Annotated in this window: 22 protein-coding genes; 8 read left to right on the top strand and 14 right to left on the bottom strand. The window is 67.7% G+C overall.

Annotated features, from left to right (window positions below; genetic code table 11):
• Positions 1–47 precede the first annotated feature (47 nt).
• Positions 48–494 carry an HIT domain-containing protein gene (locus F4554_RS06505; protein WP_179786549.1) on the top strand — a complete coding sequence of 149 codons (447 nt, stop codon included), beginning with the start codon at positions 48–50 and terminating at the stop codon, positions 492–494.
• Between the two features lie 2 nt (positions 495–496).
• Here the strand turns inward: F4554_RS06505 and F4554_RS06500 are convergent, their stop codons facing one another.
• The 3 genes from F4554_RS06500 to F4554_RS06490 form a co-directional block, all read right to left on the bottom strand.
• Positions 497–931, bottom strand: a complete 435-nt coding sequence (locus F4554_RS06500; protein WP_179786548.1) for a GNAT family N-acetyltransferase — start codon at positions 929–931, stop codon at positions 497–499.
• 260 nt (positions 932–1,191) lie between these two features.
• Positions 1,192–2,982, bottom strand: a complete 1,791-nt coding sequence (locus F4554_RS06495; protein ID WP_238341233.1) for an HNH endonuclease signature motif containing protein — start codon at positions 2,980–2,982, stop codon at positions 1,192–1,194.
• Positions 2,983–3,149: 167 nt separating this feature from the next.
• Positions 3,150–4,085, bottom strand: a complete 936-nt coding sequence (locus F4554_RS06490) for an AraC family transcriptional regulator (RefSeq protein ID WP_179786547.1) — start codon at positions 4,083–4,085, stop codon at positions 3,150–3,152.
• 115 nt (positions 4,086–4,200) lie between these two features.
• Here F4554_RS06490 and F4554_RS06485 point away from each other — a divergent pair, with 115 nt between their 5' ends.
• A complete protein-coding gene (locus F4554_RS06485; protein ID WP_179786546.1) occupies positions 4,201–4,962 on the top strand; it encodes a class I SAM-dependent methyltransferase in 762 nt (253 codons plus the stop codon).
• A gap of 113 nt (positions 4,963–5,075) precedes the next feature.
• Here F4554_RS06485 and F4554_RS06480 read toward each other — a convergent pair whose 3' ends face one another.
• Entirely contained in the window at positions 5,076–7,013 is a 1,938-nt protein-coding gene (locus tag F4554_RS06480; protein WP_179786545.1) for an RCC1 domain-containing protein, read from the bottom strand.
• Positions 7,014–7,214: 201 nt separating this feature from the next.
• The gene (locus F4554_RS06475; protein WP_179786544.1) at positions 7,215–7,784 is read right to left on the bottom strand and encodes a P-loop NTPase family protein; all 570 of its coding nucleotides are present in this window, start codon (positions 7,782–7,784) and stop codon (positions 7,215–7,217) included.
• 127 nt (positions 7,785–7,911) lie between these two features.
• On the opposite strand from F4554_RS06475, the gene F4554_RS06470 reads away from it, so the two are divergent.
• Complete coding sequence (locus tag F4554_RS06470; protein WP_179786543.1) at positions 7,912–8,442, top strand: AAA family ATPase; 531 nt, start codon at positions 7,912–7,914, stop codon at positions 8,440–8,442.
• Between the two features lie 18 nt (positions 8,443–8,460).
• On the opposite strand, the gene F4554_RS06465 is transcribed toward F4554_RS06470, so the two are convergent.
• The 3 genes from F4554_RS06465 to F4554_RS31965 all read right to left on the bottom strand — a co-directional run bounded on the left by F4554_RS06465 (position 8,461) and on the right by F4554_RS31965 (position 11,054).
• The gene (locus F4554_RS06465) at positions 8,461–9,330 is read right to left on the bottom strand and encodes a fructosamine kinase family protein (RefSeq protein WP_179786542.1); all 870 of its coding nucleotides are present in this window, start codon (positions 9,328–9,330) and stop codon (positions 8,461–8,463) included.
• A 34-nt stretch (positions 9,331–9,364) separates the two neighbouring features.
• A complete protein-coding gene (locus tag F4554_RS06460) occupies positions 9,365–10,588 on the bottom strand; it encodes an MFS transporter (RefSeq protein ID WP_272955989.1) in 1,224 nt (407 codons plus the stop codon).
• A gap of 97 nt (positions 10,589–10,685) precedes the next feature.
• Complete coding sequence (locus F4554_RS31965; RefSeq protein ID WP_238341231.1) at positions 10,686–11,054, bottom strand: hypothetical protein; 369 nt, start codon at positions 11,052–11,054, stop codon at positions 10,686–10,688.
• 128 nt (positions 11,055–11,182) lie between these two features.
• Between F4554_RS31965 and F4554_RS06455 the strand changes: the two genes are divergently transcribed.
• Entirely contained in the window at positions 11,183–12,154 is a 972-nt protein-coding gene (locus tag F4554_RS06455) for a phosphotransferase (protein ID WP_179786540.1), read from the top strand.
• Between the two features lie 147 nt (positions 12,155–12,301).
• Here the strand turns inward: F4554_RS06455 and F4554_RS33505 are convergent, their stop codons facing one another.
• Positions 12,302–13,264: an FkbM family methyltransferase gene (locus tag F4554_RS33505; protein WP_179786539.1), complete on the bottom strand. Its 963-nt coding sequence runs from the start codon at positions 13,262–13,264 to the stop codon at positions 12,302–12,304.
• A gap of 120 nt (positions 13,265–13,384) precedes the next feature.
• Between F4554_RS33505 and F4554_RS06445 the strand changes: the two genes are divergently transcribed.
• Positions 13,385–13,966, top strand: coding sequence for a hypothetical protein (locus F4554_RS06445; RefSeq protein WP_179786538.1), 582 nt, complete (start codon positions 13,385–13,387; stop codon positions 13,964–13,966).
• A 429-nt stretch (positions 13,967–14,395) separates the two neighbouring features.
• Here the strand turns inward: F4554_RS06445 and F4554_RS06440 are convergent, their stop codons facing one another.
• From F4554_RS06440 to F4554_RS06430, 3 genes are all read right to left on the bottom strand, one after another.
• Positions 14,396–14,743: a nuclear transport factor 2 family protein gene (locus F4554_RS06440; RefSeq protein ID WP_179786537.1), complete on the bottom strand. Its 348-nt coding sequence runs from the start codon at positions 14,741–14,743 to the stop codon at positions 14,396–14,398.
• A 140-nt stretch (positions 14,744–14,883) separates the two neighbouring features.
• Positions 14,884–15,213, bottom strand: a complete 330-nt coding sequence (locus F4554_RS06435) for a nucleoside triphosphate pyrophosphohydrolase family protein (protein ID WP_179786536.1) — start codon at positions 15,211–15,213, stop codon at positions 14,884–14,886.
• 97 nt (positions 15,214–15,310) lie between these two features.
• Positions 15,311–15,697, bottom strand: coding sequence for a hypothetical protein (locus F4554_RS06430; RefSeq protein WP_179786535.1), 387 nt, complete (start codon positions 15,695–15,697; stop codon positions 15,311–15,313).
• A gap of 430 nt (positions 15,698–16,127) precedes the next feature.
• Between F4554_RS06430 and F4554_RS06425 the strand changes: the two genes are divergently transcribed.
• From F4554_RS06425 to F4554_RS06415, 3 genes are all read left to right on the top strand, one after another.
• Positions 16,128–17,084, top strand: a complete 957-nt coding sequence (locus F4554_RS06425; protein ID WP_179786534.1) for a hypothetical protein — start codon at positions 16,128–16,130, stop codon at positions 17,082–17,084.
• Positions 17,085–17,434: 350 nt separating this feature from the next.
• Entirely contained in the window at positions 17,435–18,415 is a 981-nt protein-coding gene (locus F4554_RS06420) for an alpha/beta hydrolase (RefSeq protein ID WP_179786533.1), read from the top strand.
• Between the two features lie 54 nt (positions 18,416–18,469).
• Positions 18,470–18,793 carry a GYD domain-containing protein gene (locus F4554_RS06415; protein WP_179786532.1) on the top strand — a complete coding sequence of 108 codons (324 nt, stop codon included), beginning with the start codon at positions 18,470–18,472 and terminating at the stop codon, positions 18,791–18,793.
• A 32-nt stretch (positions 18,794–18,825) separates the two neighbouring features.
• Here the strand turns inward: F4554_RS06415 and F4554_RS06410 are convergent, their stop codons facing one another.
• Both F4554_RS06410 and F4554_RS06405 read right to left on the bottom strand, forming a co-directional pair.
• Positions 18,826–20,901 (bottom strand): bifunctional polysaccharide deacetylase/glycosyltransferase family 2 protein, encoded by a 2,076-nt coding sequence (locus tag F4554_RS06410; protein WP_337795898.1) that lies wholly within the window; start codon positions 20,899–20,901, stop codon positions 18,826–18,828.
• 1,523 nt (positions 20,902–22,424) lie between these two features.
• The gene (locus F4554_RS06405; RefSeq protein ID WP_179786530.1) at positions 22,425–23,459 is read right to left on the bottom strand and encodes a family 43 glycosylhydrolase; all 1,035 of its coding nucleotides are present in this window, start codon (positions 23,457–23,459) and stop codon (positions 22,425–22,427) included.
• Positions 23,460–23,521 lie beyond the last annotated feature (62 nt).

Genomic DNA, 23,521 nt, shown 5'->3' with positions numbered 1-23,521 from the left:
CTGGCATAGTCGCGTCCGTGAAGCTACCGGTGCGAGATCCATGCCCGATGTGTGAGACCGCCACGAGGAAGTCCTGGACATACGAGGGCCGGGACTGCCCAAGTGCAGTCATCGCGGAGAACGACCTGGCCCTGTCGTTCATCCGCGACGACCGGCTGGACGGCTACTCGTACGTCATCCCCAAGCGGCACGTGCCGCTGCTCACCGAGCTTCGCGACGACGAAGCCGCCGCGGTCATGTCCATGGTTCGTCAGCTGGCAGGGGCGATCTCCGCGGAGTTGTCACCGGACGGCCTGAACGTCTTTCAGAACAACGGGCTCGTCGCCAACCAGACCGTGCCGCACGTGCACTTCCATGTCGCGCCGCGATCCGCCGAGCAGATGGCGACCTGGGAACCGTCGAGCGATCGCTGGAGCGGTGACATCCAACCCGTCGAATCTCGACGCGAACTCGCCCACCGCCTCGCCCGGCACCTGGAGCTCGGCGCGAGCTGATCTCACGTGCGGAAACGTTGACTCGTGCCGCTCGAGTCCGCCGACTCCTCGAACAGCACTGGAATTGCGCTGCGCCAGAAGGCGACCGCGCGGTCATTGCCGGCCACCTGGTGGGTCGTCCAGTCTCCGGGCCAGCGTGTAAAGACCTGCCTGGCGGCAGCCTGGCCGACGCCGTGTCGCCGATACTTCGGTAGTACGAGAAACTCCGCCACCGCGTGTGGCGGTCCCATACGAAGCAACGTGAAGCCGGCGACGTGACCCTTGACCTCGAAGAACAGGGGGACGCGGCGTTCACGCTCGTCCCAGTAGTGGTCGAGGTACCGGTACCCGTACTCGCCGTGTGGCCCGAGGTCCCGGCCGTCTAAGACGGAGAACTCGTACGCATTGAACTCGAGCAGTCTGCGCAGGACCGGCTTCGCGTCCTCCGGCACCTCCACCAATGTCACCTGCATGCCGGCACCCTTCGCCAGTCGCGCGCGGTCGGTCTCTCCACAGGCGTCTCCACGGACCGCATCATGACAGCGCTCCGCCGTACGGTCTAAGGACTTCCCCGTCTGGGCGGTGGTCGGCAGGGTTTCCCGCCACGCCCTGCCGAACTTCACAACTCGGAGCCAGACCGTGACGCTGTACGACCCAGGTAGGTGGCGACCGACGTAGGCGCTGCTGGCCGGCCAGCAAAGCGCAAGCGTCTGCTACCTCAGAACGGCGGCAGGTCGTCGTGGGCCGTCCTCGTGTTCGAGGTGGCTGGTGCCGGTTCGGGTGGTGCCGGGTCGGTGAGGGATGGTGCTCCGGCGCGGTATTGCCGACCGTAGGGGTCGGTGAGGGTGTGCTCTCCCGGCCCGGTCTGTTGGAGTTTCCAGTCCCGTTCGGTCTTGGCCTTGTGATGGCGTGGGCACAGAGGTGCGATGTTGTCCACCGACGTGGCTCCGCCGTCGGCGTGTTCGGTGTTGTGGTCCAGGTGACACGTCGCGGCGGGTCTGCGGCAGGTGGTCCACACGCACCGCTGGTCCCGGGCGTGCACGAGCTCTGCCTGCAGCCCGCGCAGGAACCTCGCCGGGATCGGATGCAGACTGAGTAACCGCCCGGTGACCGGGTGAGTGACCCCGACACTGAATCGGGCTTCGGGGTTGTCGAGACTGTTGGCCACGATGCGTTCGGCGACCTCGGTGATGACGGGTCCGAACCCGCCGAGTTCACCGGGCTGGGCGCTGAGTCCCATCAGCGTGGTCAGCGGGACGTTCAGCTGGATCTTGGCGCGCGTCTTTATCGGACCCCAGCTCGGCTGCGAGGAGGTCCAGGGCGGCGCGGGTTGTGGGTGCGGGCTCGTCCTATCTGTCGGCGGGCCGGTGCCGCCGGGCGGTGGGAATGTCGACTCATCGGGTCGGCGCGTCTGCTGTGGGATGTGACCCGCGGCGGGATTCTCCGCAGTTGCGTTGCGTTCCGCGGCGTCGTGCGCGGCGGTGTCGTGGACCGGGGTGCCGTTCGCGGCGGCGCCGCACACCGTACACCTGGCCACGGGGGCGGGAGAGCAGTCACGACACTCACACCAGCCGTCGTAGTGCAGGTCGTGGTCGGGGAACCGGTGAATGGCACAGTGTCCCTGCTCCTGCCCACGCTCGTCTTGCGCCTCGTCTTGCTCAGTGTGGTTGTCGGTGGCGGCTGGGGCCGAGCAGTCGATGATGTCGGCGTTGCCGGTCAGCAGGGAGGCGGCCACGTCCGCACGGAGTTGGCCGAGAGTGCGGGAGTCTCCGGTGGACTTGACCGCCCGGGCGATCGCGTCGAGGGAGCCGAACGCCTCAGCCGCCTGATCAGCGGACAGGCCGCGGATGGACAGGTCAGCGACACCGTCGACGGCGGGCCAGATCGCCACGTCACGCTCCGAGCGCTTGGCCTTGTGCCGCTTGGCTGCCGCTTCGGGGTCGGCCTTGACCACTTCCGCTTCGACCTTGGCCCGCAGCAGCCCACCACGAAGACCGAGTACCTTCGGGAACAGCGCGGCCTCGATCGACTCCCACAGGCCGGGCTTGGCGTCGGTGATCCGGTCCACGATGGTCCGCGCCTCGGCCAACTCCAGGCCACCCGACGCCAGCGCCTCCAGCACCCGCGGCAGCCGTGGCAGAGCGGTGGCCATCGCCACCACCCAGTGCGCGTGGTGAGCCGTCCAGCCCAGCAGCGGCTCCAGCACCTCCGGGGTGAACGGGTCCGGCGTGGCGCTGCGTTCGACCGGTTCGTCGCACATCCCGGAAGGAGTGTGGGCGAGTTCGTTCACGGTGGTCAGGCATGCGGCTTCGGCCCAGCAGACAATCCGCCGCTGCGCCTTCAGCAACTCCTCCAGCTCCCAGCCGTTGCACTCACTGCGGACCACCGAAGCGACAGCGACAGCAAGCTGCGGCCCGGCCGGCATGTCCGCCAACCCGGCAGGCAGCACCCGACGACCACCGGGCTCATCACCCTGGTGGTCGCCGAAGCATTCACCATCGTCGCTCATGCGTTCGATTCTACCGCGTAAGATTAACTCGCGTGCGCGGGAAACCGCTTGTCCACAAGAAGAATCGACGTCAACTTCAACTTGCGCTGACAACCAGGACACTCGTCGTACACGTACGTTGGGGCACGCAGCCGGCCGTGAAGCTGCGGCCAGAGCTACCGCCGCGGTCAGCCGGCACGCTGACTGCGGCGCCACCGCTCGGGGGTGATGCCGTAGCGATCCCGGAAGCGGCGTACGAGATAGGTGGCGTCGCGCAGGCCCGTCCGGGCAGCCACCACGCCGAGCGGCAGATCGGTCTCGCGCAACATTCGCCGCACCTCGTTCATCCGCCGCTCGGTGATCCACTCGAGCAGGGGCCGGCCGGTCCGTTCACGAACCACCGTGGTGAGGTGCCCCGGCGTGTACCCGAGCGCGCGGGCGACGTCCCCGACCGTGACAGGTTCACAGAACGTCGCCTCGATCTGGTTGAAGACCTGCTCCACCAGCGGGTCGGGCGCACCCACGGACGCCGGCGGTGCCAGCCGAGCGGCCGCGACCAGCACGCGGGTGAGGAGTCCGGCCACGACCTCGCCGGCGCCGAGCCGGTGTGGCTCGGCGAGCTCCTCCGACAGATCGGTCAGCCACGCCGACCAGCGGGCGCGGTCTGATTCGACGACCAGTCCGTGCCCCGATCCGGGCGCGAACATCGCGAGCAGCGGATGCGTTGCCCAGGCCAGTGGGGAGACCGCCGCCAGGGCCGGTACCGCGTCCGGCGTGAACGCGACCGACCACGCGCGGCATCGCGTCAGCCCGATGACGGCCGACACGTCGATCACCTGGCCTGGCGGCACCGCGTGAACCTGGCCAGGTCGCAGCGGCCACTTCGGGCCGTCGACCGAGAACGAACCCACGCCGTCCTCGACGTACACCAGGACGAGGAAGTCGTGCGCGTGCCGGTGGACCGGCGGAAACCCGGCGTGTGCACCCTCGGCGTCGAAGCAGACCACCGAGACCGGCGGCACGCCCGGACGCCGCTCATAGCGGTAGACGGGCGTGCCGTCCGAACGCAGCGTGCGCAGGCGCGAGGAAGATCCGGGAGAGACGCCAACCGAAGGATGTGCCATGGCGACCGACTCCTGTCCTGTTCTCGAGCCGAAGAATATCCAAGGCTGGATGGGTGACAACACCAGATCGTACGGACGGGCAGAGCCCGGCGCCGCGAGCAGACGGGGAGCAACCATGACATCCGAGACCAACGTACGCATCGTCGACCAGCGGGCGCCGGAGGACCACGGCCGCCCGTTCCTGCCGGGAGCGGGAAAGACCTGGCTCCTCCCCTTCTACGACACCTTCAGCCGACTGGCCGACGTTCGGCGCCTGCACGAGCGCGTGGCCCAGCTCGCGGGCATCGCCCCCGGCCAAACCGTGGTCGACGTCGGCTGCGGGACCGGCAACCTGTCGCTGGCCGTCCTCGCGGCCCAGCCGGATGCCCACGTCACCGGCCTCGACCCGGACGACGACGCCCTGCGCCGGGCCGCCCGGAAGGCGCAGCGTCGCGGGGTGTCCCTGACCCTCGCCCGGGGGTACGCGGACCGGATCCCGGCCGAGGACGCCACGCTCGACCACGTGATTTCCTCGCTGGCCCTCCACCACGTCGACGACGACGGGCGGGCCGGATTCGCGTACGACGCTCTACGCGCCCTCCGACCGGGAGGCAAGGTCACCGTCGTCGACTTCGGCGGTCCGGCGTCCGGTACCGACGGGACCCACCAGGACGCGCACGGCCACGGTCCGGCGCACGGACTCCGGCACCTTCCCGGACTGTCTCGCATGGTCCGGCTGATCCGCTCACGGGCGGCAAAGAGCCCCGTCGTGTCCCGCAACTTCGACAACGGCCTCGTCACGCTCCTCGCCGACGCGGGGTTCACCGACGCCCGCGAGGTCGAGCATCTCGACCACAGGTTCGGCCGGGTCACCTTCGTACAGGCGACCCGCCCGTAGACCTGCCGCCGTCGTGCCTTTGCCGTAGCGCTGTCCGGCCCTTCGAACTCGGCGAGCGCACCGGCAGACCTGCTGCCGGTGCGCTCCGCTTGTCACGTCCCAGCGATTCACTGTCAGGGAATGGTGCCGTCCCGGGTATCTCCTTCCCCGGCACTGAAGTCGATGGCGATGTCGTTGCCAGTACCCCCGGAGAAGAGGTCCGCACCACGTCCGCCGGCCAGACCGTCGTTACCAGCACCACCTGAGAGGGCGTCGTCGCCAAGGCCGCCGACAAGACCGTCGTTACCGGCGCCACCAGAGAGCACGTCGTTGCCCGCGTCGCCGACGAGGGCATCGTTGCCCAGCCCACCGTCGATGGTGTCGTCGCCCGCGCCACCGAGCACCGCGTCGTTGCCGGCGCCGGCCGCCACCAAGTCGATTCCACCGCGGGCGTCGACGACGTCGTTACCGTCACGCGCGAAGATCAGGTCCGGTCCGTCGGTGCCGGTGAGGTGGTCGGTGCGCGAACGTCCGGTGACGACAGTGACCGTGGCGGTGCCGGTCAGGTCGCCGTCGCTGACCATCACCGTGACGACAGCGGTCCCGGACGCCTGCGAGTTGGTACGTACGGTCATCGTGCGGTCGGCACCGCTGCCGCCGAAGGAGATCCCGGCGTCCGGCACCACCGACTGGTCGTCAGAGGCGGCCGACACCGTGAGCTCGCCGGCCGGTGTCTCGGCATCCCCGACGACGAGATTGACCGTACCCGCGGAGTCGGACACGACCTGCCCACCAGGAGCGACCTCAACGGTGGGTGGGTGGTCGACGCTCTCCGACAGTGCCACCGAGTGGTGCAGTCCGGCGGCGATCGCGACCAACCTCGTACCGTCCGGCATCTCTTCCTGGCTCGTCCGAACGGGACTCGTACGGCTGGTGTAGGTGCCGTCGCCCAACTGGGAGTCCAGGTTGTAGCCCCAGCCCCACGCCTGGCCATCCTCGTCCAGCGCCATCGTGTGGAAGTCGCCACAGGCGATCGCGATCAGCTTCGTACCCTCCGGCATCGCTCCCTGGACCACCGCAACCGGGCTGGACCGGTCGATGCCGGTGCCGTCGCCAACTTCCCCGTCATAGTTGTCGCCCCAGGCCCAGGCGTGGCCGTCGTCGCTCAGAACCACCGTGTGGAACGAGCCGGCGGAGATCCTGGTGAGTCTGGTCCCGTCCGGGATCGCTCCCTGCACGACCTGGACAGGGGTGACAGCGCCGGTGTGGGTGCCGTTCCCCAACTGCCCGTAGGCGTTGTTGCCCCAGGCCCACGCATGCCCCTCGGAGTCCAGCGCCACCGTGTGGCCCCAGCCGGCCGAGACGGCGACGAGCTTGGTACCGGATGGCATCGCTCCGTCGGTGACCTGGACCGGGCTGGTACGAGTGGCGGTCGTGCCATCTCCCAGCTGCCCGTAGAAGTTGTTGCCCCAGGCCCACATGCGGCCATTCGTGTCCAACGCGAGGGTGTGGAACCTGCCGGCGAAAACCGCGGTCAGCTTCGTGCCGGACGGCATCGCACCCTGCGCCACCTGGACAGGGACCGTGCTGTTGGCCGTGGAACCGTCCCCCAACTGCCCGAAGCTGTTGTTGCCCCAGGCCCACGCCCGACCGTCCGCGTCCAGCGCGACCGTGTGTTCTCCCCCGACGGCGGCCGCGACAGCGATCAGTTTCGTACCGGCCGGGATCGCACCCTGCGCCACCTGGACGGGCGCAGTGCGGCTGGTCGTGGAGCCGTCCCCCAGCTGCCCGGAGTTGTTCTGGCCCCAGGTCCACGCCTGACCGTTCGCGTCGAGAGCCACCGTGTGGTTGCCGCCTGCCGAGATCGCGACCACCCTCGTGCCGGCCGGCATCGCTCCCTGCGCCACCTGGACGGGGGTTATGCTGCTGGTCGTGGTGCCGTCGCCCACTTGACCGAAGACGTTGTAGCCCCATGCCCAGACCTGGCTACGAACCAACGGCTGCGCCCATGCAGTCTGAGCCGTCGACGCCGCTGCGAGCGCGGAGACCACGCCCAGCACCAACGCCAGCACGAGACCGACCCCTGCGTTGCGGGGCCGTCGTCTCGTTCTCGCTGTGGTGACCGCTACCTTCGAATGCCCTTGTAAACGGGCCATGCTCGGCCCGACCCCCGCGCTCATACGTCCGCTCCGCCCCGTGTGAAAGCTCCTCCGCCCTCATCAGTTGAACATCAGCGGGGGGCGCGCTGCGCGGATTGTCCGCAGGGATCCCGGTCAGCGCGTGGTGTGCGAGGTCTGTTGCGGAGCCCACTCGTACAGCACGGAGTACGCCGGACCGTCGGCGCCGAAACCCGTGACCTCGTTGATGTGCTCGACCACTCGTCGCGTCGAGGGGTCGTTCAGATCACCGAGGCCGCGAACCTTCACCAGGTAACGGACTCCGGCCACGGCGTCGGCGGAGATTCCGTTGCGGGCGAGTACGTCGAACACCTCCGCGACCGAGTCGGCGTGCAGGCTCGAGACGAGGCGGTACCCCGCCGCGACCAGTTCGAACGCACGCTCCACCTCGTCACCGGCCAGGTATCCGGGCCGGCCGCGGTGCCCCATCTCGGCGACGACCAGGTATCCGCGGTCCTCGTCCGCGCTCAGCTCGGCCACTTCCTCCCTGGTCCCGAGGAACTCCCGCCGCGGCACGTCGGCGGGCGCCTCCGCGAGGATGGCGTTCGTCAGCGTGCTCTTGCCCGCGTTCCGCGGAAGCGCGTAGACCAGGAACGACTCACCGGACGCCGCGATGCGCCGCAGGAGGTCCGCACCCTCGTCCGTGACGGATCCGTTCGCAACCATGTCGGTCAGCGTGATCACAGCAACCTCCCAAAGATATATCGGCAGAGTATCGCCGGAGGTCGCCGAGGAAGTCCCTTCGGACGGCCGGTGAACGGCCAGAGCAGGACACGTCTGCGATCATCGGCGGATGCCTCTGGTGTGGGTCACCGGCACGTCCGGCGTCGGCAAGTCGACCGTGCGCGCCGAGCTGCGTCGTCGTGGCTTCGTCGCGTACGACACCGACGAGGACCACCTGTCGCGTCACTTCGACAGGGAGACCGGCGCCGAGGTCCTGTATCCGGAGCTTGCCGCGCAACGCACCGCCGAATGGTTCGCCCGCCATGTCCAGCGCGTTTCGCCCGAGTCCGTACGCCGGATCTCGGCCGAGGTCGGCGACAGGCTCGGTTTCGTCTGCGGTTCGACCGAGAACGAGGACGAGCTCTGGGGCGAGTTCGCTGTGGTGGTTCACCTCAGCGCGGACCCGGAGACGATTCGCCGGCGCCTTGCGCGACGCCCACCCGACGCGTTCGGCGGCACCGAGGAAGAGGTCGAGCGGATCCTCGGCTGGCACGCCGGTTCGGATGCGGCCTACGAGCGGTTCGGAGCACGTCGGGTCGACGCGACCCAACCCGTCGGCAACGTCGTCGACGAACTCCTCGACGCCTGCTCCGCTCGATAGTGCCGCGGAGGGCCGTCGTCAAACCCCGCTCCTGGTGAGGGTTTCGTCGAGCCAGCCCTCGTAGCGGCTACCGAAGTACAGCACGTGCATGATCGCCGTGTACACCTGATAGACCGGCGCACGCAGCTCGAAGAAGTCCTTCTCGATCGGGTGGAATCGCCGGTACGACTCGAACACGGCGTCGGCGTAGGGCTGACCAACGACGTGGGACAGATCGAGTTCCGGGTGGCCGTAGACGACGGACGGGTCGAGCAGAGCCGTTATTTTGTCGCCGTCCGCGAGGATGTTGGCGCTCCACAGGTCACCGTGCAGCAACGTCGGAGCGGTCGGCTCACAGAGACGTTCACCCAGCCGCTCGCAGAGCGTCTCGACACGGGCGCGGAACCCGGCATGCAAAGTCCCGTTCGCCACCGCCGCGTCGGCGCAGTAGCGCAAGCGCTGGTCCCTGAAGAACGGCACCCAGTCGCCGGACCATCCGTTGGGTAGCAGAAACCAGCCGTTCAGCGTCGGGCCGTCGAAGCCGAAAGCGTCGGCGTGCCGCCCGTGCAGGATCGCGAGCTCCTCGCCGAGAGAAGTCGCCGCGGCGTCGGTCAGGTGCGAGCCGGACATGAACGTCTGTACGAGCAGTTCCGGGTCCGCGTAGATCACTTCCGGCACGACGCGAGGATGGGCGGCGTGCAGGTGGCGAACCATCGTCGCCTCGATGTCAAGATGGGCTTGCTCCCCGAACGCCGCCTTGCAGACAACGGTGCGCCCGTCCGCCAGCGTCAGCCGCCGTACGTCCGCCACCATGCCACCGGCAAGGGGCGCCTGGTCGACGACGGCCAGCCCGGCACGACGGCGTACGGCGTCCAGGATGCGCTCCACGGCGACGCGGTCCGTAGACACGACGACTCTCCCTTCACGACGTCTGGTGAAACGATCAGGCCCTGGCGGCTCCGGTCCTTCCGGTCCCACCCGCGAAGGCGGAGTCGTCCGGTTGGAACCGGCGGCCGGTGAGTAGGAAGCCGACGAATCCCAGGGTGGTCAGGACAGCTGGGATGACGAACAGGTGGGGTATGCCGAGCCAGCCGACACCGAAAGCCCCGATGGACCCGCCGACGGCTCCGGCGAGCGGGATACAGCTGCTGAACATGGACGAGGCGAGCCCGACCCTGTCCGGGCAGAGTTGCTGGGCCACGGTGATGCCCAGGCCCGCCACCGCGGCCCAGACCCCTGACATCAGGACCTGGCCGAGGAACAGCCCGGCGACCTGAGTGCTGGTGGCGTAGGCGAGGTGGGCACCGACTCCGAGCAGCGCCGCCATCGCGAGCACCCGGATCGGGGTGAACCTGTCGGCGAGCCGGGCGAAGACAGGCATCAGAAGGAGCTCGAGGAACGGCTGTACGGCGATCACGGTCCCGCGCAGGGCATCGCCGACGTGCAGCTGGTCGGCCATGTACAACGGCAGGAACGCGAACTTCATCGTGTCGCCGTTCATCACCAGTACGCAGCACCCGAGGAACACCAGCAGGGGCGTCAGCTGGTTCTTCGTTCCGTACTTGGAGGTTCGCACGGTGTGATCGTCGTGCCAACCAGTCGTTGACGTGGTGTTCGCATCCGGTTCGGTGGTCTCGACCCTGAAGCGTTCGATGCGGCGGGCGCCGAGCGGAACCAGCTGCGCGAGCAGGCAGGCGGCGTTGGCCAGGAGCAACGACCGCAGGCCGAAGGCAGCGCCGAACCAGCTGCCGAGGACCGGGCCGACAATCCAGCCGGCGGTGAAACTCATGCGGACAGCGGAGACGATCCGGTTGTTCGCCGGGGAGGGGTGCCGGCTCAGCTCGTCGCGGGTGGCGGCGAACAGCTGCCCCATGGCACCGCCGCCGAAGCTCAGCACGAACGCGCCGATGAGGAACGGCATCCACGGCCGGTCGGCCAGCGCCATCGCGCTCCAGCCGAGTGCGGCGATCACGGCGCAGGCCCGATACAGGAACAGCCGGTTGGTCAGCCGCTCGGACAGTGTCCCGACCAGGAATCCGGCGACCGGCGCCGTGAGGTTGACCAGGTAGTACAGGCCGGCAGCCTGGATCGGGATGTGCAGCTCGGTGACCAGGTACAACGTCATCTGGGGCATGGTCGACGACGTGCCGATCCCGGCTATGAACAGGCTGATGCACGCGGCCCGGAGGAATGGCGTACGCCATACGATCCGTACGACCGACGAATCCTTCCTTCGAGTGTGAGCGTCCGCTTCCGGTGCGAACTCAGTGGACTTCGTGACGTCCTCCCCCGTCGCTGATGCCCGTGAGCCAGTCGTCGACGTCGGAGAGGACGAGCTCCAGGTTTTCCAACATCTCGTCGTGGCTGTAACTGCCGATCCTACGGAACGGACGGTCACGTTCGGCGAAGGCGGCCTCCTGCTTCTTCAGCCCAGCGAAGTCGTCGACGACACCATCGCCACCGGCAGCAGCTGCAGTCCCGGTCTCGACCATGTCCAGAATCGGTCGGTAGTCGGCAGCGAGTGGGAACCCACCGGACACGACAGCATCCACCCGGTCGCTGACCGTTGCCAGCCAGGCCTTCGCAGCGAGCTTCGCGCCCCGCCCGTAACTCCGTGGCTCAACGATCAGCACGCTGAACTCTGCCCTCGTGTCACCAGGCTCTCCGATACTTCCCGAGACGCGTCGTCACCGTTGCGATTGTTAGCACAGGTACACCTGCCACGCGATGGTCGGTCCGGCGACGCCGTACAGTGCAGGACGTGCCGTCGCCGAGCCACCCCAGCTCTTCGGACCGATTCGAAGCGCTCGCGCATCGGCTGCTGGCCAGGTACGGCTCCGAGCCTGAGCACGCCAGCCGGCCCGAGCACAGCTGGTCGAACGAGGTGTGGCTCGGACAGACGGCGGTCGTACGCATCAGCCGTACTGTTGACGGCTCTCTTGGCCGAGAGGCCTCGCTCGTCTCGTTGCTTCCACCCGACGTCGGTTATCCCAAGGTGCTCGGCCAGGACGTGACCGAGGGCCTGGAATGGATGGTCACCGAGCGGCTCCACGGCGCGAATCTCGAAGTCGCCTGGCCGACCCTGGACAGGACGGCGCGGGAGGGGGCCGTGACGGATCTGTGGGCCCGGTTGGAGGCGGTTCACCGCACCGATGTCGCCGCCGCTCGGGCGATCGGCGGCGCGGCCACGCCGTTCTACGCACTGCACGAGGCGGACGCGCGAAAGCTACTGGACTGGCTCCTCCACAACGAGGCCATCGAGCCGACGCTGCACAGTCGGCTCGACGCCGTGCTGAGCCGAATGTTCCAGGCCGTCTCCGACGTGCCCACCGTGCTCAGTCACACCGACGCGGGCCCGCACAACACCGTCTGGGACGGCACGAACGCCGTTCCGGTCGACTTCGAGTTCGCCTGTCCTGCACCTGCGGACCTCGACCTGGAGAACGTACTCCGTACGTTGTCCTTCCAGGCAGGCGACAACCCTGCGGTTGCGCTACTGGAGCGGGCGTCCGGGCTGATGGCTCTGCCCGGCGCGGAGACCAGGCTGTGGGGCTATGCCGTACTGCGTGACCTGTGGGGTCTGCGAAAGTGGATGCAGCAGGCACGCGCAGCCCGCGGCCTCGACGGTGACGGGGGCGGAGCCGAGATCCCCGATCTCCAGACCTGGGCGCCCCTGCTCCATCTGCGAAGGCACGCGGAGTGCACCAGCTGGCTGGGGGCTCTCCTGTGCTGACAACGTCGGCTTGACGGCATGGCCGGGCCGGAGAGCTAGCTATGGATCGCCGTCATGTAGTTCCCGTAGACGTTGGTGAGCCACAGGTGACTGCCGTCGAACAGCGTGCGAATGGCGTCAAGCGGGCCTTGCGGGGGCTCGCCGAAATCAATCGCCAACCGGAATCCCGAGTTCACGCAGCTGCTCGGGGCCTCGGGTGGTGAACAACCAGTCCCGGTGCCGCTGGTCCGGGCGGAGTTCGCCCGCCGGAGCAAGGTCGTGATCGCGAACCAGATGAAACTGATACCCGTGGGATTGGAGAAGCTCCGCCAGGCGTGCTCCGTCGCTGTGTTCGAGCACCTCGCACAGGATGTCGGGCCGGTGGGCGGCGAGGAACTTCTGGCCGTACTCGAACACCGCGTGCTCACCTCCCTCCACGTCCACCTTCATGACCACGCGCGCATCCGGCTCGGCAACGTCGGTGAAGGAGTCCAGGGAGCGGATGGCGATGGGTACGCCGTCGCTGAAGTGCATGTCCACGGAGTAGTAGCACGGCAGGGCGGAGTCGCCGGAGGCGATCGGCATGTCCACGGTCGAGCCGGGAACTCCGAGACCGACATGGTGCAACGTCGTTCGATCGAGGACCCGGTTGCGCACGCAGTTGTCGAAGAGCATGCGGTAGACCTCGGGAACGATCTCGAAGGCGTGCGCCGCCAACTTCGGGTTGACGGTAGTGGAGACGAGCGTGAACAGCCCGGTGTACGCACCGATGTCGAGCATCACGTCGGCAGGCCGGGCCAGAGCAGCGAACATCCGGACGGCGAAGTCGTCGGCTGCCTGGGGGCGTCGCCCCTTGCCCCAGTACAGCTCCTTCGCCACCACACATGCCGCCGGGCCCAGCATGACGAAGCGCTCGTCGACGACGACGCCCGTGACCTCACGCAGCGCCGCCGGAGCCGGCAGCCGGCCCGTCCGGCGCAGCTCCGGGCGAACCGCGGACACCGTCGCCCGCATCGCCGCGTTCGGCAGCCGCCAGCCGAGGACCCGCTTCACGTGCTTCTTCGCACCTCGCCAGCTCTGCCGACGTCCCGTTACCGTGTCCCGGAAGTCGACCTCGGACTGTGTTCCCACCGTGAACTCCTTCGACGTCAGCTGCTCAAGCTATCCGCCAGGGCGAACGCGGGCCAGCATCACCGCCGCCGCGACGTGTCATGCTGCCGGCGCGAGGTGACGGCAGACCAGGAGGCAAGCGTGTACGAGCCCATCACTCAGCGCGGCATCAAGATCGCCGGCGAGAACCCGATGATCGTTCTCTATCGCCCAGGCGGCGACGACATCGTCGTACTGGCGAGCATGTGGACCGCGCGGTACTCGCCCGTCGGCGCCGGGCGCGCTCTGCTGATCTGGGCCGATCCCGAGCAGTCGGGGCTCGGCGCCGGCGCACCGATCGGGATCCACACCGACAACCCCGAACTCGCGGAGTACGTCTGGGAGCACTTCTACCGCGACTACGACACGATCCGTGGGCGCGGCATCGAGACCGGCCCACCGGTTCCGGCCCGGTTCGTCGAGGTCTCCGGCGGCGACCAGTTCCACCGGATCACCTGCGTGACCGCAACCGCCACGATCGAGCTCGAATGGCGGGAGGTACTCGACTGCTTCCAGGTGACGACGCAGCTCACCGGCTTCGAGACCTCGGTCGTCGCCTGCCCGTGCGCCGCGGGCGACGTGCGCGTGAACGGCGTCGCGGCCCGCGGGGAGGTCCATCAGCCGGAGGGATGGTTCGGGAGTTCCGCTGCCCTGGGCTTCGCCGAGACCTGGCGCGAGCTCTGACCCGGGAGAGTCCGATGAAAGCTGCGCTCGCTGTCCACCGCGTGGTCGCCGACCAGGCTGCCAACCTGAACCGCATCACGAAGCTGGCGAGGGAGGCTGCCAACAAGGGCGCGGGTCTGGTCGTTTTCTCCGAGACGGCTCTGACCGGCTCCAGCGACTGCGCCACCTCGAACCGGACTGGCTGCTGTTCCCCTTCGCGCGCAGCTACGACTCCGAGGTGGCCGACGCGGCGCAGTGGGACCGCGAGGAACGCCTGGTCTATGCGGGTCGGGCCGCACGGGCTGGAGTCGGTGCCCCGATGGTGAACCACCTGGCAGAGCCCGACCTCGGCGGCTGCTTCGGCGGTGCCCTGGCGGTAGCTCCTGACGGCACGGTCATCAGTGAGCTTCCGCCTGGCAACGAAGGCATCCTCTGTCGACATCGCCGGCTTCAGGCCTTGGGCGTGAGCGTGCAGGAGATCGTCTGGTTCTGGATGAGTCCGGCGTCGAAGACGAAGGTGTCGACTCCGTCAGGGACGGTGTTCAGAGTCGAATCGGCGCTCCATCGGAGCAGTAGCAGGTTGTCGGCGAAGACCGCCGACTTCGCTTCGAGGGAGAGCTGCGGTAGCGCGTTCGCGAGCCCCTCGAAGAGTTCTCGGATCGCATCTCGCCCGCGGTACTCACCGGTCGCCGTGAGAACCAGCGCATCTTCGGCGTAGTCGGATACCAGCGCGTCGAGGTCGCCGGCCACCAGCGCGGCGACATGTCGCTGGAAGGTCTCCTGTGGCGTCTGCTCCATGACGGTCAGCCTTTCTCGTGCCTGATGGTCTGCCCCTACCGGATCAGCGCAGCCGCCATCGGCTCGCACGCGTGCTACTTGTCCGTCGATTGTGACCCAGCGACCGCCCGACACAGGCGTACGTTTCGCGGGCTCGTGCCTCAGCGGTTGTCGCCGCTGCCACCCAGTACGCCACGGTGCTGGCGGCCGGCCAGCTTGGCGAGGTTGCCCGTGGCGATGTCGTCCAGGGACAGGTCGAGGTAGTCCGCAAGCACCGCGACGTACCAGAGAACGTCGCCGAGTTCCTTGGCAATGTGGTCCCGGTCGATCCGAGACTCGTCGCTGTCCAGATCGCGGACCCACTTCTTGAACTTCTCGGCGATCTCACCCGATTCACCGACCAGCCCGAGCACCAGGTGGAGCAGCTCGTTCTTCTTGTCCCGCGGGGCGGCGGTGCGGAGGGCGCCACGCTGGTACTCGTCCAGATCCATGGCGGACCAGTATGGACCGACCCGTTGCGGTCCAATATCCCTGGAGACGGTGAGCACGCTGGAACTCGGGGCGGTACTCACAGTCGAACGGCTACCCCTACCGAGACTCCAGGTCAAGAACAATCTCGGTTTCGCGGATCAGCCGCTCGGCCAGCTGACGTTCCGCAGCGGCGACGACAGCAACCACCTGGTGCGGATGCAGCCGAGCACGGATGGCGGCCATCCGCGTGAAGTCACCAGCGGCCTGAGCGTGCAGAAGCTGGGTCAGGACCCGCTCGGCCTCCGTGGCACTCAGGCCGGGCATCGGCTCGGCCACCCAGTACCAGCAGGCATCCTCCTGCCTGGGCCACCCCGGAACCCAGGTCACTTCACGCCCCAACTGCGCGCTCCCCCACGCCTTGGCCACGTCGGCTTCCAGCCGGCCACAACTGGCCACCACGTCCCCGTCGACATACAGCCGCCACCCGTCGAACGGCTCGGTCATCAAGATCAACTCGACGCGGTACCACGTCGGAGCGCTCGGACCAGCCTCTGGTTTCCGTTCCATCAGTCCCCCGGGGGATTCGCTCCGCCTCAGTTCCGTCCCAGCGGCCAGCCTCGCCGCCCTTGGGCTTCGACACGCCACGCACCGCTCGGATGAGACGCGACTAACGACAGTCGGCGACACGCGTGCGGAGCTACGGCTATCCCAGGACCCCCAACATCAGTGGTTTCGGCTCGGTTTCGGCAGAAGAGACGCAATTCTTCTCGCCACACAATTAGCCGTCTTTTGGCGTGCATTCTTCAAATGGTATTCACTTAAAACACTCCTAAGAACTTTCGAGAAGCGAGAACTCCGTTTAATGACTCAAGCATGCATGGAAGAAAGCCAGTTGTAGAAATCGGGCCAGGTTTTACAAGGAGTCGGTATCACAATGTCCAGCATATTCAGCAAGAAGGCTTTCGGTATCGCGGCAGCGTCCGCGGCGGTACTCGTCACGACCCCGGGGATTGCACTGGCAGGCACCGCGGCTCCGCAGACGCCGAGTGACCAGAGCGAGCAGGTCCTCGGCTACCCCGGTGGCGACATCAAGATCACCTGCATCTACGACAAGAGCCACAAGAAGTGGGACCACAAGGTCGACGGCGGCAAGGATGCGGCCGGACCGCCCTCCAAGCCCTCCAGCGACGCCACCGGGGCTCCCGGCGACGCCAACGCGGCTCCCGGCGACGCCACCGGGGCTCCCGGCGACGCCAACGCGGCTCCCGGCGACGCCAACGGGTCCGGCGACCAGGGCAACAACGGCATGTACAGCAAGAAGGACAGCAACAAGGATCAGGTCAACCGTCACTACAGCAGCGAGGACCCGAAGGGCTCCGACCCCGGCAAGAAGGATTCCAAGAAGGGTTCCAAGAAGGGTTCCGAGGAGAACATCTCCAAGGTGCTCCAGCAGACCGAGCAGTCGAACGCGAGCAAGCAGGGACAGGCTGCGGTGATCGTCCTGAACATCGGCTGCGGCAACCAGTTGGTGAAGGACAACTGGGTCGAAGTTGCCCAGGAGCAGTCGGCGACTCAGCAGAACCAGAGCACTGTGGCAGGTGCCTCCGCTGCCGGCAAGGACAACTCCGCAACGGCTGAGGGTTCGTCGTCCCAGGGGGCCGGCTACCCGGGTGGCCTGGTGCGCACGCCCAACTCGGCGCGCACGCCCAACTCGATGGCTGCGCCCAACTCGGTGGCTGCGCCCGACCCGGTGGGTGCGGTCGACGGCGGTGACGGTGGCTCCACCGCTCCCAACACCGGTCTTGCTGCCGGTGGTGCGGGGGCTCTGGCTGCGGCCGGACTCGGCACCGTTCTGATGCGGCGCCGTCGGGCGGGTCAGACGATCGCCTGATTGGATGGCTGGTCGGCCGGCGGCCTCCGCGTCAGCGCGCGGCGGCCGCCGGTCTTCGCACCCCTGGCAGTGGCGGCCCGCTTCGGCTCCATGGTCGAGTCGTCGACCATGGGGGCCAGGCCCTCTGCCTTTCTCCAGCACAGCCGAGACGCGCAGCCGGCACCCCCGCTGCGCGTCTCAACTTCTCGAGTGTTCTTTGCCCACCGGCGCCTCACGACTCGATGCCCGGAAAGCGCAGGTCCTCACTATGCGAGGGGCGTACGCCATTCGTGACCTTACGGGCTTCGGCCCCGCCTTCGGGGTGCCGACAGGGGGATGCGGAACAGTGGCCGCGGACGCAGCCTGTGCAGATGGGCGCAAGCTGTTCGCCTGACGGGATTACCGCCGCGGCCGACGAGAACGCCGCCTACGAGATACGTGACATCGAGTTCGACGCGGAGGGAGCCACTCTGCGCGGCTGGCTCTATCGCCCCAAGTCCGACGGCTCGGCGGCACCGGTGGTGGTGATGGCACACGGCTACAACTGTCTGAAGGAGTTCTACCTCGACAAGTACGCCGCTGCGGTCGCGAGCGCGGGCCATGTCGTGGTCGCGTACGACCACCGGAACTTCGGCGACAGCGACGGGGAGCCTCGCCAGGAACTCGATCCGTGGGCACAGGTGCGCGACTACCGTCATGCGATCACCTTCGCCCAGACCCTCGACGGCGTCGACCCCGACCGCGTTGGGATATGGGGCTCCAGCTACGCCGGCGGTCACGTGATCGTGGTGGGCGCGATCGATCGTCGGGTCGGCTGCGTCGTCGCCCAGGTGCCGACGATCAGCGGCTGGCAGACGACGTTGCGCCGGATCCCACCGCAGGCGCTGGCCGGCCAGCGCCGCGCCTTCGACGCCGACCGCCTCGAACGTTTTCGCGGCGGACCGCCGAAGATGGTGCCGATGGCTACCGACCCGGCGGCGGGTGGCGCCGCCTCCCATGCGAGCCCCGACGCGTGGGAGTTCTTCACCGGGCAGAAGTCGCCTCCGGAGGACCAGTGGCGATTTCGCAGGTGGCGGAACGAGATCACCCTGCGATCGCTCGAGCTGTACTCGGAGTACGAGCCCGGATCGTTCGTCGAGCGGGTCGCACCGACGCCCCTCCTGATGGTCGTCGGCGACAACGACACGGTGACCCCGACCGATCTCGCGCTGGGGGCCTACAACCGCGCCGGCGAACCGAAGCGGCTCGTCCTCTTCCCCGGCGGTCATTTCGCCGCCTACACAGACCAGTTCGACCGCGCCGCCCGCGCGGCAGCCGACTGGTTCTCCGAGCACCTACGACCGTCGACCTAGGACGGCGGCCGGGACGAGAAACGAATCGCTATCCAGCCGATGCAGGGAGGGACGATGCCGAAGTACCTCATCCAGTCGACATACACCCGTGAGGGCGCCGAGGGAATCCGGAGCAAGGGAGGCGTTACCCGGCGCGAAGCCGTCACGGACATGGCTCGCAGCCTTGGCGGGGAACTCGGGGCCTACTACTTCTGCCTCGGCGAGTACGACGTGGTCGCCATCCTCGACCTCCCCGACGACGAGGCTGCGGCGGCGGTGGGACTTGTCGTCGACGCCGCGGGCGGTGCCACCACGAGGACAACGGTGCTGCTGACGCCAGAGCAGATCGACCAGGCCTCGAAGCGTTCGACCAGCTATCGTCCGCCGGGCTCACAGTAGTCGAACTGTCGAGGTCGTCCTCGCGACGGCGGTCAGGACGCCCGAACGGCCGGTCCAGGTGGTGCACCAACCTCGCCGGTGCGCCTGAGCTTGTGCCAACGCAGGCGATTTCCGGTCAGGGCGGTGATGCACGAGTGCAGCAGCACGAGATACATGACCTGCCGGTAGGCCACCTGCTGCAGGGGCAACGCCCAGAGGCTGCGCAGGTCCTCGCGATCGAGCCGGAAGGCGTAGGCCGCGGATATGGCTTGTACGCCCAACAGCCCTGCCCATACCAGCAGGGTCCGCCAGGGGTTGTGGGACACCAGCCCGTAGACAGCAGCGATGTCGACCAGTGGTGCGAGCAGTGGGGCCAGAACCTGGAACACGGAAATCAGTGGCAGCCCGACCCGCCCGAAGCGGCCCGAGGGTCCGCGTTCGATCAGCGAGCGGCGGTGCTTCCAGATCGCCTGCATGGTGCCGTAGCTCCAGCGGTATCTCTGCCGCCACAGTTGGGTCATCGTGCCCGGCGCCTCCGTCCAGGCCAAGGCGTTCTCCTGGTACGCCACGTCCCAGCCGGCGCGGTGGAGCGCCATGGTGATGTCGGTGTCTTCGGCAAGCGTGTCTTCGGTCATCATCCCGGCATCCCGCAGGGCAGTGCGACGGAACGCTCCGACGGCACCCGGGATGGTGGGCATGCAGCGAAGCAGGTCGTACATGCGCCGGTCGAGGTTGAAGCCCATGACGTACTCGATGTGCTGCCATTTGCCGATCACGCGATCGCGGTTGCCGACCTTCGCGTTGCCGGCCACTGCCCCGACTCGCGGGTTGGCGAAGGGCTGTACCAGGTTGTGCACCGTCGCGGGCTCGAAAACGGTGTCGCCGTCCATCATCACGATCAGCTCGTACGAAGCCCATGCGATGCCGGTGTTGAGCGCGGTGGCTTTGCCACTGTTGGGCTGCCGTACGAGCGTGACCCCGGGCAGGCCAAGGGATTTCACGATCTCGGCGGTGTCGTCGGTCGATCCGTCGTCCACCACGATGATCTCGACCGGATGATTGCTCGCCGCCAGTGAACGCACCGTGTTGGCGATGCACTCGCGTTCGTTGTACGCGGGAACCACGACACTGACCGGTTCGATGACGTCAGGTCCCCAGGAGAAGTCCGGGTCGTTGCGTACGCGGGCGTGGCGCCGGGCAAACACCAGCATCATCACAAGCCGGAAGAGCACCAGGAGGCCGGTGACTGCCAGGAGAACGAACAAACCTCGTACGGCCACCTGGGAAAGCTGGACCGCGGCGACGAATGCCCTGCCCTTCCAGAGCCCGGCGCTGGTGGGGGGATGGTCGAAGCTCTCGGCTCCCATGGCCTTGCTGAGGGTGGTGAACCGGTAGCCTCTGGCCTGCAGTCTGGGGATGAGCACATCCAGTGCATGGACCGTCTGCGCCACCTTGTCTCCGGATTCGTACATGAGCACCACGGCGCTCCGGCCGGTCGGTTCCGGCACTGGACGGTTCGCGGCGCCGTGAACGGCCGTGCGTAGCCAGTGCTCGCTGCCGGTGTCGTTCAGGACGGTGAGGTATCCCTTGGACCCAAGGTATTGGACGGCCGGCCAGGAGAGGTTGTCCAGCCTGTCCGGGACGGACGAATCCGCCGGGCGGACAAGTGAACTGGTGATTCCGGCGGCACCGGCCAGCGCCAGTTGGGAACGCGCAAGCTCGCCGTCGATGTCCGCCTTCGAGCCGCGAAGGATATCCGGGCGAGAAAAGGTGTGCAGGCCGACATCCTGTCCTGAATTGACCAGATCACGGACAACGCCGGGGTACCGAACGGTCAGCTGACCGACGACGAAGAAGGTGCCGTGCACCTTGTGTTTCTTCAGGACCTTGAGAATTTTCGGTGTCCACGTCGGGTCCGGGCCGTCGTCGAAGGTAAGGACGATGGTCTTCTTCGGGACGCGGTACGTACGAATTGTGGATCCGGTCGCGTCGAGGACGGGGCCGCCTCTCAGGACCTTCTCGGGCACCCAGTCGGAGGCCACCATGTAAGGCAGATGTTCGGTGGCCGGGACTTTGTGTACGTAGCCGTCGAGGAGAAGAACGCAGAGGAGGACCGCGAGCAGGAACACCGGGACGATCGGCAGGCCTCGAGCCCTCCGTGGCCGGGACGGCGTGCGGGCGCGACCAGTTCTCTGGTTCGACTTCGGGTTCGCGCGTACCGGCGAGTTGCTGCTGGCGTTCACGATCGTCGCGGCTGGTCGTACGTCAGCGGGGCAAAGTCTTGGGATCCGAAGGGGAACGCGGCGTCATCTGGCCCGGGGCTGTCCGACCACCGGCTGGGAGGCCGTTTCCTGCTGTCTGACCGGGAACCCCGTCCCGAGGCCGGAGAGCCGGAAGCGGTTGGTGTGGGACCTGAGGGTTCGGGGACGGGCCGGCTCCTTGACTGCCTTCTCCGGTCGGAGCGCTCAGTGGCAGATGAGGTGCGATCCCTCGCTGCAGAACGGATTCCTTGCATCCGCGCGAGCGACGCGGAGGGGAACGGGGCCACGGAGGCCCCAGCGGGAGGTGCCGCCCGGCTGGGAGCCATCGGGGTGACTCCGGTGAGGCTGACGCCCAGCACGGCCGTGCACGCGGCGCACACGCCGGCCACGAGGTAGCCGGCACGCCGGACGTTGCGGGCGCGGCGGCCGGTCGAGTCGACGAAGATCGGATCGACAGAGACATCGACGCCGGTCGCGACGGCGGTCTCCCCTTCGTCCGCATCCTCGTTGGTCTTCTCGGGTCCCCCCACTGCAGCCAGCGCGCGAGGTTCGGGGACGGACCTGCCGAACGGCTCGACCACGTTGACCGCATAGACCCGTGCGCCGCCGGTAGCGGGAAGGGACTCCTGCACGTAGGCGACTCCCGACGCGGTGACAGGCGCCGACTCGAAAATGCGGACGATCTGTGCCAGGTGATCGTCGGTGAACCGGTAGCAGCCGCCGAGCATGGTGAAGGGGACCCTGCGCGCTGCTGCCTGCTGCTCCAGCCAACCCGGCGCGACTCGGAGGACCTCCGCGGCTTCCTCAGGCGTGTAGACCGTGAGCACCGCGTTCACTCGGCCCCTCGCCCTGTGTGACATGCCGGTTGCGCCCGAGCGGCTACGTACGTTTCGAGGTTCTTCATCGGAATAGCCGTATTCGCAAAGTCATTTCCGGATAGATATGCTTGATTCCCTTTCAGGAATACCCAAACTGGTCGGGTGCAAAACTGCCGGAACTCTGCACCGGCCAGGTTCCCGGGCTGGGGCTTTTGGTGCATTGATGCTGTCCCACTCGGCCCGTGAATACCCAAGAAGGCGCAGGCCGCGGACAACCGTTGCAAATGGTACGAACGTCCGCCTCGGGCAGGCGGTTGTGCCGGGCGAAATCTGTCAGGCGAGGCGGAGAACAACGGGCAGGAAAGCAAAGGTGAACACGCGAAACGCACCGGTCACCATCACCCAAACGAATAGGCATTCCGTCGACAAACAATGAGAGGAAATCGGCGGAGGTGAAAGTGCCGGTTCCGAAGTCGCCGACGGCACTTCCCGCTAGGCCACACGGGTGGGGAATTTCAGTGCGCAGGTACGGGGAGATTCGGATAAGAGCCGTAAGTGTTCGGATGCGCTGCTCTACCGGCTGGGCGTTCCGTCGTGCACCCTCGGCCAGCCGTCCGCTCCCCAGGTGAGGACGTCCATCATCAGCGCTCGCGGCGCCGGGCTCGGGAGCGGGTTTCCGGCCGGGTCGCGCAGCGGGTAGGCGTGGTAGAAGAGCACGTCGGTACGCCGCCCGTCGACTGTCGCCTGGGTCGGGAACTGGTGGCCCGGCGAGGCGAAGTCCGCGTCCCCGCGCAGGATCGGCTCGGGTAGCTTGCCGGCGTCGAACGACGCGGTGGGCGAGGTGGCGCGGGCGACGCCGACGCCGTAGTGGCCGGTCGGCGTATAGAGGTTGCCGCTGTAGAAGAGGTAGTAGTGCTGGTCGTGGCGCCGGTAGACCATGCTCGGCGCCTCGACGGAGTTGCCCTCCCACGGCAGCGTGTTGGACAGGATCGGTGTGGGTTGGCCGGCGACGGTAAGCCCGTCGGCGGACAGCCGGTCGATCATGATGCGCCGGTTGCCGATCTCCTTGTAGAGCAGATAGCGCCGGCCGTCGGGCGCCCGGAACATGCTGGCGTCGATCTTGCTCACGGTCGGGTCCTCGGCGAGCGGCTGTTCGCGTAGTTGCCAGCCACTCTCCAGCCGGTCCGACGTCGCGACGAACACCTTGGCGAACTGGCCCGGGCCCGGCCGCATCGAGAAGTAACAGATCCAGGTGTTCCCGATCCGGTAGACCTCCGGAGCCCAGGCGTCGACGTAGCCGGCCGGGACCTGCAGGAAGCGGCCGAGGTCGCTCCAGGTGTGCCCGAAGTCGCTGGACTTGTAGAGCTTCATGCCGGTGGTGAACGCGTACCAGGTGCTTCCCCGGATCACCATCCCCGGATCGGCCGCGGCGCATTCGTTCAACGGGTTGGGGTAGCTGCCCTCCCCGGCACGCACGGCGCATGGTTGTCCGTCGGCGGCCGGCGGGCCGGCGGCAGCCGCGGGTCGGACGGGTGCGCGGCCGGGCGTCCCGCAGACGGCGGCGAGGGCGAGGACGAAGATCGCGGTGGCCCGGACGAGGGTGCGCATGACGACTCCAGCGGTGTTCCGGCGAGTGCGGTGCGGCTCGGCGTAGCCTTGGAAGGCGCTTT

The organism is Actinopolymorpha rutila (genome assembly GCF_013407855.1).
In the GTDB taxonomy this organism is placed as follows: Bacteria; Actinomycetota; Actinomycetes; order Propionibacteriales; family Actinopolymorphaceae; genus Actinopolymorpha; species Actinopolymorpha rutila.
This window is presented reverse-complemented; position numbering and strand designations above follow the sequence as displayed.

Bases quoted from the DNA above. Each gene is read 5' to 3' on its own strand.
- F4554_RS06505 (WP_179786549.1), top strand. From the start codon at position 48: ATGTGTGAGACCGCCACGAGGAAGTCCTGGACATACGAGGGCCGGGAC.
- F4554_RS06440 (WP_179786537.1), bottom strand. From the start codon at position 14,743: ATGGAGCAGACGCCACAGGAGACCTTCCAGCGACATGTCGCCGCGCTG.
- F4554_RS06405 (WP_179786530.1), bottom strand. From the start codon at position 23,459: ATGCGCACCCTCGTCCGGGCCACCGCGATCTTCGTCCTCGCCCTCGCC.
- F4554_RS06495 (WP_238341233.1), bottom strand. From the start codon at position 2,982: ATGAGCGACGATGGTGAATGCTTCGGCGACCACCAGGGTGATGAGCCC.
- F4554_RS06435 (WP_179786536.1), bottom strand. From the start codon at position 15,213: ATGGATCTGGACGAGTACCAGCGTGGCGCCCTCCGCACCGCCGCCCCG.
- F4554_RS06485 (WP_179786546.1), top strand. From the start codon at position 4,201: ATGACATCCGAGACCAACGTACGCATCGTCGACCAGCGGGCGCCGGAG.
- F4554_RS06425 (WP_179786534.1), top strand. From the start codon at position 16,128: ATGTCCAGCATATTCAGCAAGAAGGCTTTCGGTATCGCGGCAGCGTCC.
- F4554_RS06490 (WP_179786547.1), bottom strand. From the start codon at position 4,085: ATGGCACATCCTTCGGTTGGCGTCTCTCCCGGATCTTCCTCGCGCCTG.
- F4554_RS06415 (WP_179786532.1), top strand. From the start codon at position 18,470: ATGCCGAAGTACCTCATCCAGTCGACATACACCCGTGAGGGCGCCGAG.
- F4554_RS06475 (WP_179786544.1), bottom strand. From the start codon at position 7,784: ATGGTTGCGAACGGATCCGTCACGGACGAGGGTGCGGACCTCCTGCGG.
- F4554_RS06420 (WP_179786533.1), top strand. From the start codon at position 17,435: ATGGGCGCAAGCTGTTCGCCTGACGGGATTACCGCCGCGGCCGACGAG.
- F4554_RS06470 (WP_179786543.1), top strand. From the start codon at position 7,912: ATGCCTCTGGTGTGGGTCACCGGCACGTCCGGCGTCGGCAAGTCGACC.
- F4554_RS06430 (WP_179786535.1), bottom strand. From the start codon at position 15,697: ATGACCGAGCCGTTCGACGGGTGGCGGCTGTATGTCGACGGGGACGTG.